Genomic DNA, 16,807 nt, shown 5'->3' with positions numbered 1-16,807 from the left:
CGCAGGTACGAGGCGAGGGCCACGTCACCACACGTTATTGCGTGTTGCGTACAATCCAGTTTTCAAGGACCGAGCCGAAGGCTTGCGGCAGACACTCCTGCCATTCCTTCGTTCTGTCATCTCGCCGACCGCCTGACGCCGCTTGCGCGGCGTCGTTTGTCTCGGCGAGGGCGGTTGATTTAGTTGCCTTGCGGCGCCCTGTCAACCTTTTATTTCGAGTCGGTCGTTTTCTTTTTCGACCGTCTCTCCCTCCGCTCAGCACCGCTTGCTGCGATGCCCTTTGCGTCGGGGCGGCGGATTCTACTCATCGAGTTCCGCCTGTCAACCACCTTTTTGCCTTTTTACTTCGTCCCGTTTCTTCTGCTTTTCCTCTCCCTCTTGCGAGGTCGAGGGAACGAGGCAAACCTCGTCCTTATCGAGCTGAAGAACCGGAGCGATGGCCCTCGGTGGCCTCTCCGCGGCGACTCACGCCGTCGCGTCGAGGGGGGCGGACTTTACTCATCGAGTTCCGCCTGTCAACTGCCTCGTCACCTTTTTTTTCGTCCCGTCTCTTCCGCTTTTTCCCCGCCTCTCGCGGGGCGAAGGAGCGAGCCAAACTCACTCCTTCTCGCTGAAGAACCGGGGCGGAGGCCCTCGGCAGCCCCTTCGCGGCAGCACCGCCGTCGCGTTGGGGAGGGCGACTCTACTCACCCTCCCCTTCCTGTCAACAACCAGGACGATCTTTTTCCGTCCATCGTGTCCGGCAGCGGGTTTCACCGCAAAAACCCACAGCCGAGACAACCGGACGTGCGCCTAGATGAGCTCCTCGACGTGCTCATCCGCGAACCAGCGGCCCCGGCACTCCCGCACGAGCAGCATCTCTGCGCCGCTCGGGAGGCGCACGCGAAAGCCCTTCTCCCGCCCGCGAAGCCCCACCATCGCCCCCATCACTTCGATGGGCTGCCAGCCGCCCGCCGCCCGGAGCCGCCTCGGTCGCGAGTGATCGGGCGGGGCCGTCTCCACATCGACGCGGAACCACTTGGTGCTGCCCTGCGGCCGCGACCAACCCGCCTCGTTATAGAGCTGCGCCTCGATCTCCTCGAGCGTGCGCTCGGACGCCGCGAATGCCGCACGCGGATGAAAGATGACGACGAGGGCATACCCCTCCGAGAGCTGCCGCACGATGTACCCACGGCCGCGCGCCCGGACCGTGATCTGCCTGGGCGACGCGAAGTTCGGCGCCTCCCGGAGCTCCCCGAGCACGATCTGCCAGTGCGCCGCGGCTACTTTGAGGTCGAACGGATCCAGAACGCCGAAGTAGTCGACGGTCTCCCCCTCCGCGTCGACCATCGCCGCGCCCTTCGCGCTGGGCAAGGCCCGCACGAGGCGCTCGAGGATCGTCGTGAAGGTCGTCGCCTCCTGATCACGCGGTGGAGGCGCAGGACGAGGACGGCGGGATCGCGTGCGTTCGCTCATCGCTCGATCGGGACCAGGGCGAGGAGCGATTCCGCGCTCCGCTCGACGAGGACACCACGCCGGAGCCCTTCGAGGAGCTTCGACCGCGCCGCACTTGCGCGGCCCCACACGACCTCTTCACGCACGAGCTTCCGTCGCTCCTCCAAAGGCACGCTCTCGGCCGGCGTGCGCTCGAGCAAGACGATGACGTGCACGCCATACGACGTCGGCACGAGCGGGCTCGTCTCGCCACGCGCCCCGAGCGCACTCGCCGCGCGCGCGAACGACTCCACCAGCGTCCCGCCTTCGGGGCGGATCACGCGTCCGTCCGCCGTGACCGGTGCGAGCGTCTCCACCACGATCTCGAAGCCATCCTTGTCGACGCCGTCGACGGCGCTGCGAAACGAAGCGACGACCGGATCGTTCACGTCCTCGAACGGGTGCGCCGCCTGCGGTCGCGCGATCGTGCGCGCCGACGCGCCGACCGGCAGCACGGCCTCACGGATCGCGCGCGCAACGACCTCGGCGCGGCTTCGCGTCGCGTCATCCGCGTTCTCCGCGAATCGCACGACCGCATGCACCGTGCGAAACCCCTCCGGACGATCGAGCTCGATCCACCGCCGCGCCATCACCCGCTCGAGCTCCGCGTCCGTCACCGGCCCCTGGCGATCCGCGTCCGCGAGGAGCTGATGCAAAAGCTGACGCGCGAGCGCCGCGCTCACGCGACGTTCGAGCTCGGGATCGTTCGACGCGCCGCGCGACCGGACCTCGCTCGCGAAGAGCGCATCCCGGATCGCGAGGTCCCGCGCCGCCGCGACGTCGACCCGCTGGCTCGACGCGATCCGCGACACCGTCCCTTCGTTCACCTCTTCCTGCCCGACACGCGCGACCGTCCCCGCGGCGAGCGTGCCTCGCTCGGGCGGCGGCCCCGAAGCCCCCCCGGAGCCTCCACACGCCGCCGCGGCTGCCACGAACGACACGAGCGACACGAGCCGTGGCGCGGAAGCGCCGCGCCCGTCGCGCAGCACGCCCGCGCGCCCGCTCATCCACCCCCCCGCGGGCGCAAGAGCTCCGTCGACGCCCTTAAGGAGAGGCCGCCGATCACGAGGAGGTAAACCGCCTTGAAATCGTCGCGCTGCCCAAGCGCATGAACGCCGAAGCCAAAGGCAGACGCGGCTGCGAAGAGCAGGAGCACCGCGAAGGCGTCAATCGCGCGAGACACGATGGGAGCATACCTCGACGCGCGCGGCCTGTGGGGCCGGACCGGCCCGGAACGTCCTCGAACGAGGGGGAAAGCCGCCGAGATTGCCCCGCGACCCCACCGAACGCCTGGATTCGTCCGCCAGGCGACTATCGGCGCATCAGGACGACCGCGACCCCCGCCACCATGAAGACGACGAGCATGAGGAGCGCTTTCCCGGCCGCAGGCGTCATGCGTCGCGAAGACCTCGACGAACGTCGACCACGCTCCACCGCCACCATCGCTGCGACGACGCTGATGGCGACCGCACAAGCAACCGCGACGGCCTGCGCGGCGAGCGCGCGATCTCCATCACGCACGTGCCACGCGAGCACGAGATAAACGAGTCCCGAGAGGATGCCGACGGTCGCGATGGGGATCGCGCCGCGCGGCAACGTCGAGCGCGCTTGCAAGAGCGGCGCATCGGGATCCTTCGGCACCTCGGGCTTCGACGGCCCCGTCTCCCAGCGCTCCCGCCACGAGAGCGCGAACGCGCCCCACGCGATCGCGCCGACCGACGCGCGCAAAGGATCGAGGCGCGCGGGCGTGAGCGCGGGCGATCCGAGGAGCCACGCGCCCGTCGTGAGCGCGAGAAACGCCGTGATGCCGACGTGACGCGCCAGGGTCGGGCGGCTCCCCCGAAAGAGCGGGCCCGCGAGGCCGGCGACGAGGCCAACGACGGCGACGAACGCGGCCGGGCGCGCCGCGGAGCGCGAGAGCGCGGCAGGCGCGACGGTGGCCGACCAGGCAACGAACGTGGCGAGCAGGGTTTGTCCCGGGGAGTCCCCCGCGCGGATCTCGGCGACGAGGCGCGCGACGGGTCCCTCGTGTTGCGGCGCGAGGGCGCGGGCGGGGACGGCCTTCAGCGGCTCCGCGAGGGCCTCTTCGGGGTCGGTCTCGCTCGCTCGCTGCTCCCGATCATCCGCCATGCGTGCTCACACGATACTCCGATCGGAGAGCCTCGACAGCGGGACGAAGCCGCCGGTGTCCTCGTCGTCCCCCGCGAGCGCGGCGGAGGCCTCGCTGCCGCCCTCCTCCCGCGCGACCTCGAGGCCGAGCTTTTGCCAGAGCCCGGCATCGAAGAGGTGGCTCGGCCGCACGTTGCCAAGCGCGGCGAGCATGTTCCGCCGCGCGCCGGGGCAACGCGCGTCGAGGTCGGCGAGCAAGCGGCTGATCGCCTTGCGCTGGAGGTTGTCCTGCGAGCCGCAGAGATCGCACGGCAGGATCGGGAACTTCTCCTCGGCCGCGAACGCCGCGAGATCATCCTCGGCGCAGTAGATCAGCGGGCGAATGACGACGTTCTTGCCGTCGTCCGCGACGAGCTTCGGCGGCATGGCCTTGAGCTGCCCGGCGAAGACGAGGTTCAGCATCAAGGTCGTGATCGCGTCGTCGCGGTGGTGCCCGAGCGCGATCTTCGTGCAGCCCATCTCTTGCGCGATGCGGTAGAGGATGCCCCGGCGCAGGCGCGAGCAGAGCGAGCAGTACGTCTTGCCCTCGGGGATCTTGTCCGTGACGATCGAGTAGGTGTCCTCGTTGATCATCACGAACTCGTGGCCACGCGCGCTCATGTAGTCGCGCAGGAGGTGCCCCGGGTAGCCGGGGTGCCCCTGGTCGATGTTCACCGCGACGACGCTGAAACGCACGGGAGCTCGGCGCGCGAGATCCACGAGCAGGTCGTGCATCGCGTAGCTGTCCTTGCCGCCCGAGACCGCGCAGAGGATGCGGTCACCGTCGGAGAGCATCTTGAAATCGGCGATCGCGCGGGACATCGACCGCGCGAGCTTGCGGCGTAGGTTCACAGCGAGAACTTCAGGACAGCTCTTCGATGAGCCGGAGGAACGTGAGGACCCCGTGGCCCGTGCCGCCCTTGGGGTAGATGCCGTAGGGCTTGTTCGCAAGCGAGGGGCCGGCGATGTCCACGTGAATCCACGGGCGATCCCCCACGAACTCGCGCAGGAAGAGCGCGGCCGTGATCGAGCCGCCCCAGCGATCGGCGGTGTGCTTGATGTCCGCCCAGTCGCTCTTCAGGCCCTCGCGCAGCTCCTCCACGAGCGGGAGTTGCCACGTCGACTCGCCCGCCGCCTTCGCCGACGTGCGGAACTGCTCGGCGAGCTCCTCGCGGTTCGCGAAAAAGCCGGAGACCGTGGGGCCGAGCGCGACGACGCACGCGCCCGTGAGCGTCGCGTTGTCGAGGATGAGATCGGGCTCGAGCGCGCGGGCGTACGCGAGGCAGTCCGCGAGGACGAGGCGGCCCTCGGCGTCCGTGTTGATGATCTCCACGGTCTTGCCGTCGAGCGAGCCGAAGACATCGCCCGGCCGGTAGGCGTTGCCATCGGGCATGTTCTCGGCGCAGCCGATGATGCCGTGCACCTCGACATTCGGCTTCGTGGCGGCGACGGCGGCCATGAGCGCGACCACGTTGGCCGCGCCGCCCATGTCGCCCTTCATCTCCTCCATGCCCTGTGCGGGCTTGATGCAGAGACCGCCGCTGTCGAACGTGAGGCCCTTGCCGACGAAGACGAGCTTCTTCTTCGCGGGCTTCGCCGGCTTGTACGTCAGGTGCACGAGGCGCGGATCCCGCGCGCTGCCCTGGCCCACGGCCAGGATGAGCTTCATGCCGCGCTTCGTGAGCTGGGCCTTGTCGAAGATCTTGCACTCGAGGCCGTTCGCCTTCGCCACGTCCTCCGCCGCCTTCGCGAGCTTCTCGGGATAAAGCTCGTTCGGGGGCGTATTGATGAGGTCGCGCGCGATGCACACGGACGCGCCGATCTTCTGGCCCAGCGCCGCGCCGTCACGATCGGCCTTGCTCACGCGGCCCGTCGTCGTGAGCGTGACGCGCGCGAGGTTCGTCTTCGGGATGCGATCGCCCGTCAAAAAGCTCGTGAAGCGGTAGGCGCCGAGCACCACGCCCTCGGCCGCGGCGCGCGCGGCATGCGCGACGCCCTCGGGCAGCGCGATCGTGAGCGACTCGGCCTTGCCGCCGAGCGCGGTCCGCGCGCCCTTGGCCGCGAGGAGGCGAACCTCGACGTCCGAGATCGTCGCCTTGCCCAGACCCATCAGGAGAACACGGTGCACAGGCAGCGCGCCGTTCGTCTGCAGATCGAGCGTCTGGTCCTTTTTCCCCGTGAAATCCTCACGTTTGATGAGGCGGGAGACGACCGGACCGAGCGCCTCTTCGAGCTTCGCGAGGATGCCCTCCTTCGTCGTGGCCCCCTCGGGCACGCCGATGACGGCGACGTCGGCGTCGATCCGAAGCGGGTCCTGGGAAACGACGGAAAGCTTGATGGACATGCGTTCTCCTGGACGATTGCGTGCGACCCCTCGGGGTCGGGGCGCGCATCTAATCACGAGACGCAGGCAACGTCGACCGCTCGTCTCGTGGGTTTCACGGGGATGGACGGCGCGCACCATCCGATGTGACGCGCGCCGCTTCGGGGTATGTCGCCGCGCTGCGGCAAGACCGACGCGTAGACGCGTGCGCGCTCAGCGGCCCGCGGAGGACGCGTCCTTGTAGACGCGGATCACATTCGTGAGGAGCTCGAGCCCCTCCGCGCGCGGCCGCTGGAACGCGTTGCGCCCCATGATCGAGCCGAACGAGCCGCCCTCGGCGAGCTCGCGCACCTCGGCGATCACGGCGTCCACGCCCTTGGCCTCGCCGCCCGAGAAGATGACGATGCGCCGGCCGTTGAACGTCGACTGAATGACGTGGCGGATCCGTTCAGGGAGCGTCGCGACCGGGATGTTGTACTTCTCGTACATCTTGCGCGCCTCGTCCTGCTCGATGTGCGCCGTCGGAGGTTTGACCTTCACGATGTGCGCGCCGAGCTCGGCCGCGATGTGCGAGGCGTAGGCGATGATGTCGATGCCCGTCTCGCCGGCCTTCGACATCGATCCGCGCGCGTACGACCAGACGATGACGACGAGGCCCTTGCGCTTGGCCTCGAGCGTGATCTCCCGGAGGTCCTCGTACATCTGGTTCCGAGCGCCGGAGCCGGGATAAATCGTGTAGCCGATGCCCACGCAGCCGAGGCGCAGCGCGTCCTCGATCGAGCCCGTGACGGCCGAGATCGGGTGCTCGGGTTTGCCGAGCGAGTCGCTGTTGTTGAGCTTCAGGATGAGCGGGATTTGCCCCGCGAACTTGGCTGCGCCCGCTTCGAGGAAGCCGAGCGGCGCGGCGTACGCGTTGCATCCCGAGTCGATCGCGAGCTGGAAGTGGTAGTCGGGATCGTTCGCATCGAGGTTCGGCGCGAACGACCGCACGGGGCCATGTTCGAAGCCCTGATCCACGGGCAGGATCACGAGCTTGCCCGTACCCGCGAGCCCGCCGTGGTTCAGGAGGCGCACGAGGTTCGTCTGGGTACCGGGGTTGTCCGAGGAGTACCAAGAGAGGATCTGCTTGACGCGATCGGTGAGAGCCATGGTCGTCTCCGGCGGGGTTTGGGGCGCAGGGCGCCGAAGGCGACCCGAAGCCCCAAGCGTTAACGGATTGCGCCCGGCGCGCGGGCAGCGAACGGCAGGCTAGGCCGCGGGCGGCTCTTCCGCAACGAGCACCACGCTTCCGGAATCGGACGACGTCGGGCAAGGGCCCGTGGTAGACGGCAGGCCCCGGAGGGGAGACACGATGACGACGAGTTCGGACAAGCGGCTAGAGAGCTGGGCCCCGCCGCCCGAAGGGCCTTCGCGTGTTGGAATCACGCTCGAAACGTTCATCCTCGAAGGACAACTCGGGTTCCCGGCGGCGACCGGGACGTTCACGTCGCTCCTCAACCAGATCGGCCTCGCGGCCAAGCTCGTCACCTCGAAGGTGCGTCGCGCCGGACTCGCGCGGCTGCTCGGGTACACGGGCCAGACGAACGTTCAGGGCGAGCTCGTGCAGAAGCTCGACGAGGAGGCGAACGAGACGCTCCTCAGCGTGCTCGGGCGTCGCAGGCATTGCGCCGCCGTCGCCAGCGAGGAGCTCGACTCGATCCGGATCACCTCGACCGATCGGCGCGCGAAGTACCTCGTCGTCTTCGACCCGCTCGACGGATCGTCGAACATCGACGTCAACATCTCGATCGGGACGATCTTCGGCGTGCTGCGCAAGGAGACCGACGGCGAGGGCGCGACGGAGGCGGACTTCCTGCGGCCCGGGCGCGAGCTCGTGGCGGCCGGGTACATCCTCTACGGCTCGTCGACGATGCTCGTGATCACGACGGGGCACGGCGGCGTGCACGGGTTCACGTACGATCCGACCGTCGGTGAGTTTTTCCTCTCGCACGAGAACATCCGCATCCCCGAGCAGGCCTCGCTCTACTCGATCAACGAGGGCAACAGCACGTACTGGACCGACGAGGTCCGCCGCTGGAACGCCTGGCTCAAGGAGGAGGACAAGGCGACGGCGAGGCCGTACGGGGCGCGGTACGTGGGGTCGCTCGTGGCCGACGCGCACCGCACGCTCATGAAGGGCGGCATCTTCGCCTACCCGGCCGATCGCAAGAACAAGCAAGGCAAGCTGCGGCTGCTCTACGAGGCGAACCCGTTCGCGTTCGTGTTCGAGGCCGCCGGCGGCAAGGCGTCGACCGGCAGCGCGCGCATCCTCGACATCACCCCGACGGAGCTGCACGAGCGCGTGCCGCTGGTCCTCGGCTCGCCGCGGGACGTGGACATCTTCGAGTCGTTCGTGCGCGGCGACCGGTAGTACCCTCGGGCCCGTGGCCCGGCCCCCGATTCGCACCCTCTTCCGCGCGCTCGCCGCGTCCCTCGTCGTCGCTGCCGGCTGCAACACGACCGTGCAGCCGATCCAAAACGCGCGCCCTCCGACGGAGCCCGCGCAAACGAAGGCAACGCCTCGGATCGCCGAGGCGCCCACGGATCCCGACGCGCCGCTGCCCACGTGCCCGGATCCCGCGCCTCCGGCCGGAAGCGCGCCGAGCAAGCCGACGTTCCTGCTGCAGAACGGTCACGAGCGGCCGATCCAGCGGATCGCGGTGAGCACCGACGGCAGCAAGCTCGCGTCGGGCGCGCAGGACGGCACGGTGCGCGTGTGGGATCTGCGCGCGGGCCTCCTCCTCACCCGCTTCGTGACGGCCGGCTTCTTCGTGCAGGACCTGTCGATCAGCGCGGATGGCAAGCGCCTCGCGTACTACGCGCCAGACGGCACGCCCGAGGGGCTGCTCGTGCAGGTGGTCGACCTCGACAAGCCGAAGGGCCCGCGCGCCGCGATCCCGCTCCACGGCGCCTTCCAGCTCTCGCCGGACGGCACGTGGCTCGCCATGGCCACGGACAAGCTCACGCTCTTCGACGCGAAGACGGGCGGCACAAAGAAGGAGATCGCCGTCGGCGCGAAGACCCCGAGCGCGCTCGCGCTCACGCACGACGCCGAGGGCCGGCGCGTCGCGGTGGCCTACCCCGGCGAGGTTGTCGTCGTCGACGTCACGACCGACACGGTCACGCATCGGTTCCCGCTGGGGACCGGGCTCGCGGACACGCCGATACGCGTCGCGCTCACGCCCGAGGTCGTCGTCGCGATGAGCGCAGGCGGGGGGACGACGTTGTTCCCGCTCGCGAAGGGCGGCGCGCCGCGTGTCCTTCCAGGTCGATACAAAGACGTGTCCGTGGCGGGCGGGCGGCTCTGGGCCGTGGATCTCATGGACGGGCACGCCTCGGCCTTTACCCTCCCCGACGCGCAGGCCGTTTCGCTCGGTACGCCCGATCTGCCGCGGGGTGATCTCGTCGCTGCGAGCCGCGACGGCTCGACGCTCGTGACGGCCCGGAGCCACCTCGGTGAGGGCACGCGCATCGAGGTGCGGGACGTGCGGACGATGCGCGCGGTGCGCACGATCGAAGGGCTCCCACGATCCATCGAGTCGATCGCCGCACGGCCCGACGGCAGCGAGCTCGCCACGGGCGCGCTCAACGGCGATCTGACGCGCTGGGATCTACGGACCGGCAAGCCGAAGCCCGGCGTCTCCGCGAACGAGCAGGAGCATGGGCGGATCATGGCGCTCTCGTATGCGCCGAACGGCGAGCTGCTCGCCTCGTCGACGGGCAGCTTCGAGGTACGCGTCCGCGAGACCACGCGCGGACTGACCCTGCGCCGCTGGAGTTTGCTGTCCGGATCGTTCGTACGTTTCACGGAGTTCCTGCCGACAAGCGAGGAGCTGCTCACCGTGCGTGTGCTGACGGATCGGAAGCTCACGAGCCAAAAGGGCCCGGGCGGGGCGCCGGTGATCGAGGAGAAACACGACGTGGCCGTGGAGCGATGGGATCTCCGCGGGCCGATGCCGCCCTTGCCGAAGACGCCCTTCGGCGAGATCGCGCGGCCCCAAGGGCGCGTCGTCGCCAAGCTCGCGTCGGACGCGAAGTTCTTCGCGCTCTCGAAGGACGGCCTGCGCCTCGTCGTGGGCGGCGGCGACGTGCTCACGTCCCTGCGCACGGACACGGGGAAGATCGATTGGACCCTCAAGCTTCAGACGATCCCGTTCGGCGTCGCGAAGCGGCCGGATGGAGGGATGGAGGTCGATCGATCCCACGCCGCCTTCTCGCCCGACGGAAAAACCGTCGTGATGTCCACGCGGCGGCTGGAGACGAACAAGGGCGGCGTGCAGCACTTCGTGCCCGTGTTGATGGAGATCGACGGCGGCACGGGGCGCGTGCGGAAGGTGCACAGGCCGGAGACGGACGGGGCTGTGCAATGGCACAAGGGGGCGATCGTCGTGGGGGGGCTCAAGCCCGCCGTGCTCGACGCGTCGAGCTTCGCCGTGCGGACGCGCCTCGATCTCGCGGACAACGAGATCTCCGCGATCACCGTCGTTCCAAAGCGGGACCTCTTCCTCCTCAGCGGCAACGGGGGCGGGACCTCCCTCGTCACGGAGCGCGGCGACGTCGTCATGACACTGGTCTCCACGCCGAACGGGGAGTGGGTGTCGACGACGCCGTCCGGCGCCTATCGATCGAGCATCGATGGAGCGCGCAGCGTCGCGTGGACGTTCTCGGATCCCCTGGAGGGCTTCTCGTTCGAGCGCTTCGCCACCCGGTTCGAGCGGCCGGATCTCGTGGAGCGGAGCCTGGGCGGGGAGGAAGCGGCGGCGCCGGCCTCGCTCGCGCGGCCGCCGAGGTTGCGCGTCGAGACGAAGGCCCCGCGCGGGAGGATCGAGACGGCCGAGAACCACCTCGACCTCGACGTCGTCGCGACGAGCCCCTCGCGTGTCGATCGCGTGCGTGTCTTCGTCGACGGCAAACCCGCGGCCGATCGGCTGGTGTGCGCCGCGGAGGGGCGCGTCTCGCTCGACGTGCCGCTCCACGCGGGCCGAAACCGCCTGAGCCTCGTCGCCTACGACGCGGCCGGCTACGCGAGCAACCCCGAGCAGCTCGACGTCGTCTCGACGTCTCCCCTCGCGGAGAAGCCGAGCCTGCACGTGCTCTCGATCGGCGTGAGCCGCTATCCCCACATGCCGCCCGAGCAGCAGCTCGAGTTCGCCGACGACGACGCGCGCTCGGTCGCGACGTCGCTCGCGCGCCTCGCGGGGCCAAACCGCCCGTTCGGCCGCATCCTGGCGACGACGTTGCTCGACGACGAGGTGACCGTGAAGCGCGTCGACGAGGCGCTCGCGGGGCTCACGGGGATGCGCCCGGACGACCTCGCCGTCGTGTTCTTCGCGGGCCACGGGGCGCGGCTCGACGAGTCGAAGATGCTCTTCCTGACGAGCCAGGCGATGTTCACCCGCGAGGCGGCGATCCAGCACGGGATCGGATGGGACCGCATCGAGAAGGCGCTGCGCGGGGCGCGCGGGCGCGTGCTCATGATGCTCGACGCTTGCCACGCGGGGCACGTGTCGACGGAGGTCGTCGCGCCGAACGAGGCGCTCGCGCGTGAGCTCGCGGCGGGGGATCGCGCGGGGGTCCTGGTGTTCTCGGCGGCGCGCGGATCACAGTTCAGCTACGAGGTGCCACCGGACGGGGCGAGCGGGGCGAGCCGCGGGCTCGAGCTCGCCTGGGAGGGCAAGCCCAAGCGGTTGCAGAAGGACCTCCAGGGGGGGCACGGGCTCTTCACGAGCGCGCTGCTCGAAGCGCTCGACGGCGAGGCGCCGGATCGGGATCGCAGCGGCGCCATCGAGGTGAACGAGCTCGTCGACTACGTGACCGAGCGGGTACGCGCGGCCTCGAACGGCAAGCAGACGCCGTGGGTCGCGCGGCGCGACTTGTTCGGCGAGTTCATGGTCGCGCCGGCGGCGCGCTAGCTCGCTGGACAGCTCGTTTCTCGTCGAACGACCTTACCCCCCTCCCCTCTCCGTCCCGGAGAGGGGCGTCCGGCGCGTCTTCTTCCTCGATCGGCATCCCATCCCGGTACGTGACGAAGTGCGAGAGCGTCGAAGGCACGCGCTCGCCCGGGAGGATCGTCCCCACGAGGTTCAGCGGATCACACGCCGACAGCCGCACGACCTCTCCGCGCAGCGGCGCCTTGCGGAGGGCCCGCAGCGATTCGAGGGCCTCCGGCAGCGCGAACTGCTCGCCGACGAAGGACGCGACGAGCCGGCCCCCGCGGACTTCGCCCCGCATCTCCAGGCGGCGATAGACACGCACGAGGTCCCGCCACGCAGGCGCGCGGGACTCGCGCGTGACGAGCTCACGGAAGACGATGCCCCAGCGCCGTAGGAGCTGCCGAGCCTGCGCCTCGATCGTCGCCGCGGGATCCACGCTCGCGGAAGGCGCGTCTCCGAGGACGGGCGCGCGGAAGAGCGCCCACCGGCCCGCCGCGAGGACGGGCGCGCCGCGCGTATGCTTGGTGCTCGAACGAGCGCGGGCGCGCGCCGAGGGCCCGAGCAAGCCGCGGAGCCCCGCGAACCCGTCCCCCGTGATCCGCCCCGCGGAGACGAGCTCCCAGAGCGCCTCCTCGACCTCGGGCCGCGCGAGGCCCGTCGCGCGGACGATGTCCTCGAAGAAGGACGCCCCCGCCGCGCCGAGCGTGGCGAGCACGCGCCGCGCAGGAAGAGAAAGGCCGTCGTCGCCGAGCGGCGCCTCGAGCGTTGCTTCGGACGGCTCCGCGAGCAGCCACGCGAGATCCCGCCGCAGCGCGAGCGTGATGGGCGCCGCGCGTGTCGGCGCGCCGCCGGCCGATGCGCGCGGCGAGAGCCGCCCCCACGTGACCTCGCCGGACAAGCAGAGCAGATCGAGCCACGAGGGATCGTAGGCCTCCACGCGCGCAGGGAGGATCTCGCTCTCCCACGCGCCCGCGGCGATCTCGAACCCCTGGAGTTGCTCGACGACACGCGCGAGCCCCGCGGCGCCGTGCGCGTGTTGCCCCGGGATCACGCCCTGCCACGCGAGCAAGAAACGCATGAGCTCGACGGGCGAAGCAGGCTCGATCGCGCGGCGCAGGCCGTCGACGGTGCGGCGGTGGATCCGCGCGAGCAGGCGCCGATCGCACCACTCGATCGCGCCAGGTTCGAGATCCGGCGAGAACCTCCCGCGCAGGACCACGCCGTCCGCCTCCACGCGCGCGAGCGCGATCTCGATGTCCGCGACCTCGATCGACAACCGCTCGGCGAGCACGGCCGCCTGGATGGGGCCGACGATCGCGAGCCAGCCGCGCACGAGGCCCGCGATCGCGGCCTCGCGTGCTCCCTCTGCGGGCGTTTCACCGGCGCCCCTCGCGGGCTGCACGAGCACGGGTGAAAATGTCCCCGCGGGCCAGATCGAAGCCGCCCGATCCCGCCGCTCGGCCGCGACCCACAGCGCCCCCATGATCCCCGGCCCCGCGAGCTTCGCGGCGCGACGCGCGCGCACGAGCACGTCGAGGAGCCGATCGTACCCGAGCGCGCTCGCGTCCTCCTCGGGCAACGCCGTGACATCGAGCAGGAGATCGTGCAGCTCGTCCGCGTCGCGCACGACGGGCCGGGCCTCCGCGACGATGGCCTCGATGGCCTCCGGATCGAGCCCGCCGATCCGATCTGCGATCTCCGCCGGCAACCCGCGGCGCACGGTGACCGCGCGCGCGCGTCGTTCTTCGAGCGGCGCATCGTCGAGGAACGCATACGGGTTCGCGTTCAGGATCTCGTGCGACAGCACGCTCGGCTCGGCCGTCTCGCGCGACGCGATCCGGATCTCGCCACGCTGGATCCGTTCGAGCACCTCGGCGAGGCCTTCGGCGTCCATCACCTCCGTCAGGCAGTCGCGCATCGTCTCGCGCACGAGCGGGTGATCCGGGATCTCGAGGATCGCCTCGCGCCCGTGGTTGTCCTGGCAGCCGAGCTGCGCCGGGAACACGGCGGCGATGAGGTCGTCGCTGCGCATGCGCACGAGCGGCGCCGGCACCTTGCGCCCCCCGGAGAAGCGCAGGATCTGAAGCGCGCGTGTCGCGTTCCACCGGAAGCGCGTCCCGAACATCGGCGCCTGCAGCGCGGCTTGTTCGAGCACGCCCACCACGCCCTCGGGCCTGAGCATCTCGAAGATCACGTTGAGCGGGAAGCTGTGCTGCGCGCCGAGGGAGAGCAGCACGCCGTCGTCGGTCGCCGCCGCCTGCAGCTCGAAGTCGAAGCTCCGGCAGAAGCGCTTGCGCAGCGCGAGGCCCCAAGCGCGGTTGATGCGGGCGCCGAAGGGCGCGTGCAGGATGAGCTGCATCCCGCCTGCCTCATCGAAGAACCGCTCGGCCACGACGACGCGCTGCGACGGCATCTCTCCGAGCGCGGACCGCGCGGCCGCCACGTACTCGCAGAGCAGCACCGCGCCCGCGCGATCGAGCGCGCACGTCTCCTCCAGCCACGCCGCCGTCCACCAGAGCCGCGCCGGTTCATCCGCCTCCCGCCCCTCGAAGAGCCTCCGCGCGACCTCCTCGCGCAAGAGGCCCACCTCCGCGGACAGCTCACGCGTGCGCGCAGGCCCCTCGCCGAACCAGAACGGCACCGTCGGCGGCGCGCCCGGCGCGTCCTCGACCCACACCTTGCCCGCCTCGATCCGACGGATGCGCCACGACGTGGATCCGAGGAGGAACACGTCGCCGGCCGAGGAGTCGATCGCAAAGTCCTCGTCGACCGAGCCGACCTTCATCCCGTCCGCGAGCACGACGTCGTAGTTGCCGTTGTCCGGGATCGCGCCGCCCGACGTGAGCGCGGCGATCGATGCCCCGCGCCGCGCCTTGAGCCGCTGGCCCACGCCGTCCCGGAAGAGGAGCGCGCCCGCGCGCCCGCGCCGCGCCGACACGCCCTCGGCGAGCATCTGCACGACATCGTCGAACGCCGCGCGCGTGAGCGTCTCGTAGGGCGCCGCCCGCCGCATGAGCGCAAAGAGCTCGTCCTCGCCCCACTCCCCCGACGCGCACGCCGCCACGATCTGCTGCGCGAGCACGTCGAGCGGCGCGTCGCGCATCGTGATGCGGTCGATCTCGCCGCGCCGCGCCGACCGGACGATCGCCGCGCACTCGAGGAGCTGATCCCGCGTCAGCGGGAACATCCGCCCCTTCGGCGTCGCCGCAAGCGCGTGGCCCGAGCGGCCGATGCGCTGCAGCGCCGTGGCGATCGATCGCGGCGATCCCACGAGGCAAACGAGCTCCACGGCGCCCACGTCGATGCCGAGCTCGAGCGACGCCGTCGCCACCACGACCTTGAGCTCACCCGCCTTGAGCCTTCGCTCCGCCGCGAGCCGCCGCGAACGCGAGAGGCTGCCGTGATGGGCGGCCACGGTCTCCTCGCCGAGCCGCTCGCCGAGGTGCAGCGCCACGCGCTCGACGAGCCTGCGCGTGTTGACGAAGACGAGCGTCGACTTGTGCGCGCGGCACATCTCGGCCACGCGGTCGTAGAGCTCGTCCCACTGCTCGTTCGTGCAGACCGCCCCGAGCTCGTCGCGCGGCACCTCCACCGCGAGGTCGAGATCCCGGCGCACGCCCGCGTCGACGATCTCCGGCAGCGGCCTGCCCGCGCCGACGAGCATCCGCGCCGCGATCTCGATCGGCCGCATCGTCGCCGAGAGCCCCACGCGCTGCGGGCGCGCCTCCCCGCCGCTCGTCACGAGCTCTTCGAGCCGCTCGATCGAGAGCGCGAGGTGCGCGCCTCGCTTGTCCGAGGCGACCGCGTGGATCTCGTCCACGATCACGGTGCGCACGCCGCCGAGCGCGCGACGCCCCGAGGCCGATCCGAGCAGGATGAAGAGCGACTCCGGCGTCGTGACCAGCACGTGCGGGGGCTTCTTGAAGAGCCTTCGCCGATCCTTCTCCGGCGTGTCGCCCGTACGCACGGCCGTACGCACGGCGGGCCGCGCGAGGCCAAGCGCGTCGGCGAGCGCGGTGAGCTCCGCGATCGGCTCGTCGAGGTTCTTCTGAACGTCGTTCGACAGCGCCTTCAGCGGCGAGACGTACACGACCTCGATGCGGTCCACGAGCCGCCCCTCGTCGCTCGCGCGCACGAGACGATCGAGGCACGCGAGGAACGCGGCCAGCGTCTTGCCGGAGCCAGTGGGGGCGGCGATGAGGCAGTCCTCACCTCGCTGGATCGTGGGCCAGGCGCGGACCTGCACGGGCGTCGCGGCCCCGAAGCGGCGGGTGAACCAGGCGTCGACGAGGGGGTGGAACACGGCCTTCCCAGGAGGCTACCGCGGCGGGCCGACCTTCGCACCGACGCACCGACCGGCCGGCGCCAGCCGTTCGCAACGGTCACGCGGCCGAAAGCGAGGAGGTGTAAGCTCGAACCAGCGCTGAACGTTTCTCGTCGGCTTCCGGGAGATCTCGCATGCCCCACGTGTTCCGGACCCTCCGGGCGCGCTTCGCCGCGCTCACGTTGATCACCACGTCTCTCTTCATGGTCGGGTGTGCCGCGAGCGAACCGCCCGCGGCCGCCTACGCCCCGCAGCCGGCCTACTACGGCGGCGGCGCCGCGCAGGCCGAGGCCGCGCCCGCGTCCGCCGGCGCCCCGATGCCGATGGATGCGCCCTCGCCCGTGCCGATGTCGAACAGCGACAGCGAAAGCTACGAGAGCGCGGGCAGCTCCGACGAATCGGGCTTCTTCGGCGGCTCGTCCGACGCAGCCGCGAAAGCGACGGCGCTCGGCCCGCCGCCCGCCCCGGCCCCCGTGGCCCCCGGCGCGCGCGCCCCGATGGCCGCGCCCGCGGCCGCGCCCAAGCAACCCACGCCGCCTCCCACGGGCGCGAAGCCCGCGCCCGGCG

The 16,807-nt window shown here is 70.6% G+C and carries 10 protein-coding genes and 1 pseudogene; 3 read left to right on the top strand and 8 right to left on the bottom strand.

The window, feature by feature from the left end:
- Positions 1-792: 792 nt before the first annotated feature.
- From QHF89_RS48610 to QHF89_RS48580, 7 genes are all read right to left on the bottom strand, one after another.
- On the bottom strand, positions 793-1,455 hold the full coding sequence (locus QHF89_RS48610; protein ID WP_136965506.1) for a roadblock/LC7 domain-containing protein: 663 nt from the start codon (positions 1,453-1,455) through the stop codon (positions 793-795).
- Positions 1,452-2,480 carry a peptidylprolyl isomerase gene (locus tag QHF89_RS48605; protein ID WP_136965507.1) on the bottom strand — a complete coding sequence of 343 codons (1,029 nt, stop codon included), beginning with the start codon at positions 2,478-2,480 and terminating at the stop codon, positions 1,452-1,454. The genes QHF89_RS48610 and QHF89_RS48605 overlap by 4 nt, the downstream gene beginning before the upstream one ends.
- Entirely contained in the window at positions 2,477-2,656 is a 180-nt protein-coding gene (locus QHF89_RS48600) for a hypothetical protein (protein ID WP_136935841.1), read from the bottom strand. The genes QHF89_RS48605 and QHF89_RS48600 overlap by 4 nt, the downstream gene beginning before the upstream one ends.
- Before the next feature lie 128 nt (positions 2,657-2,784).
- The gene (locus QHF89_RS48595; protein WP_136965508.1) at positions 2,785-3,603 is read right to left on the bottom strand and encodes a hypothetical protein; all 819 of its coding nucleotides are present in this window, start codon (positions 3,601-3,603) and stop codon (positions 2,785-2,787) included.
- A gap of 6 nt (positions 3,604-3,609) precedes the next feature.
- Entirely contained in the window at positions 3,610-4,473 is an 864-nt protein-coding gene (ttcA, locus tag QHF89_RS48590) for a tRNA 2-thiocytidine(32) synthetase TtcA (RefSeq protein ID WP_136965509.1), read from the bottom strand.
- 10 nt (positions 4,474-4,483) lie between these two features.
- Entirely contained in the window at positions 4,484-5,965 is a 1,482-nt protein-coding gene (locus QHF89_RS48585) for a leucyl aminopeptidase (protein WP_136965510.1), read from the bottom strand.
- Between the two features lie 192 nt (positions 5,966-6,157).
- On the bottom strand, positions 6,158-7,093 hold the full coding sequence (locus QHF89_RS48580; RefSeq protein ID WP_136965511.1) for a class I fructose-bisphosphate aldolase: 936 nt from the start codon (positions 7,091-7,093) through the stop codon (positions 6,158-6,160).
- 202 nt (positions 7,094-7,295) lie between these two features.
- Here QHF89_RS48580 and fbp point away from each other — a divergent pair, with 202 nt between their 5' ends.
- Both fbp and QHF89_RS48570 read left to right on the top strand, forming a co-directional pair.
- Complete coding sequence (gene fbp, locus QHF89_RS48575; RefSeq protein ID WP_136965512.1) at positions 7,296-8,354, top strand: class 1 fructose-bisphosphatase; 1,059 nt, start codon at positions 7,296-7,298, stop codon at positions 8,352-8,354.
- Between the two features lie 13 nt (positions 8,355-8,367).
- The gene (locus QHF89_RS48570; protein ID WP_136965513.1) at positions 8,368-11,895 is read left to right on the top strand and encodes a caspase family protein; all 3,528 of its coding nucleotides are present in this window, start codon (positions 8,368-8,370) and stop codon (positions 11,893-11,895) included.
- Here QHF89_RS48570 and QHF89_RS48565 read toward each other — a convergent pair.
- On the bottom strand, positions 11,870-16,219 hold the full coding sequence (locus QHF89_RS48565) for a DEAD/DEAH box helicase (RefSeq protein ID WP_136965514.1): 4,350 nt from the start codon (positions 16,217-16,219) through the stop codon (positions 11,870-11,872). The two genes, QHF89_RS48570 and QHF89_RS48565, sit on opposite strands and share 26 nt — an antisense overlap.
- Positions 16,220-16,374: 155 nt before the next feature.
- Between QHF89_RS48565 and QHF89_RS48560 the strand changes: the two are divergent.
- A pseudogene (locus tag QHF89_RS48560) lies at positions 16,375-16,807 on the top strand (hypothetical protein); the annotation flags it as partial.

The sequence above is a fragment of the Polyangium sorediatum genome (assembly GCF_029946465.1).
Classification (GTDB): Bacteria; Myxococcota_A; Polyangia; order Polyangiales; family Polyangiaceae; genus Polyangium; species Polyangium fumosum.
Note: the sequence above shows the minus strand (reverse complement) of the source record. Positions and strands in the feature narration are given on the sequence as shown.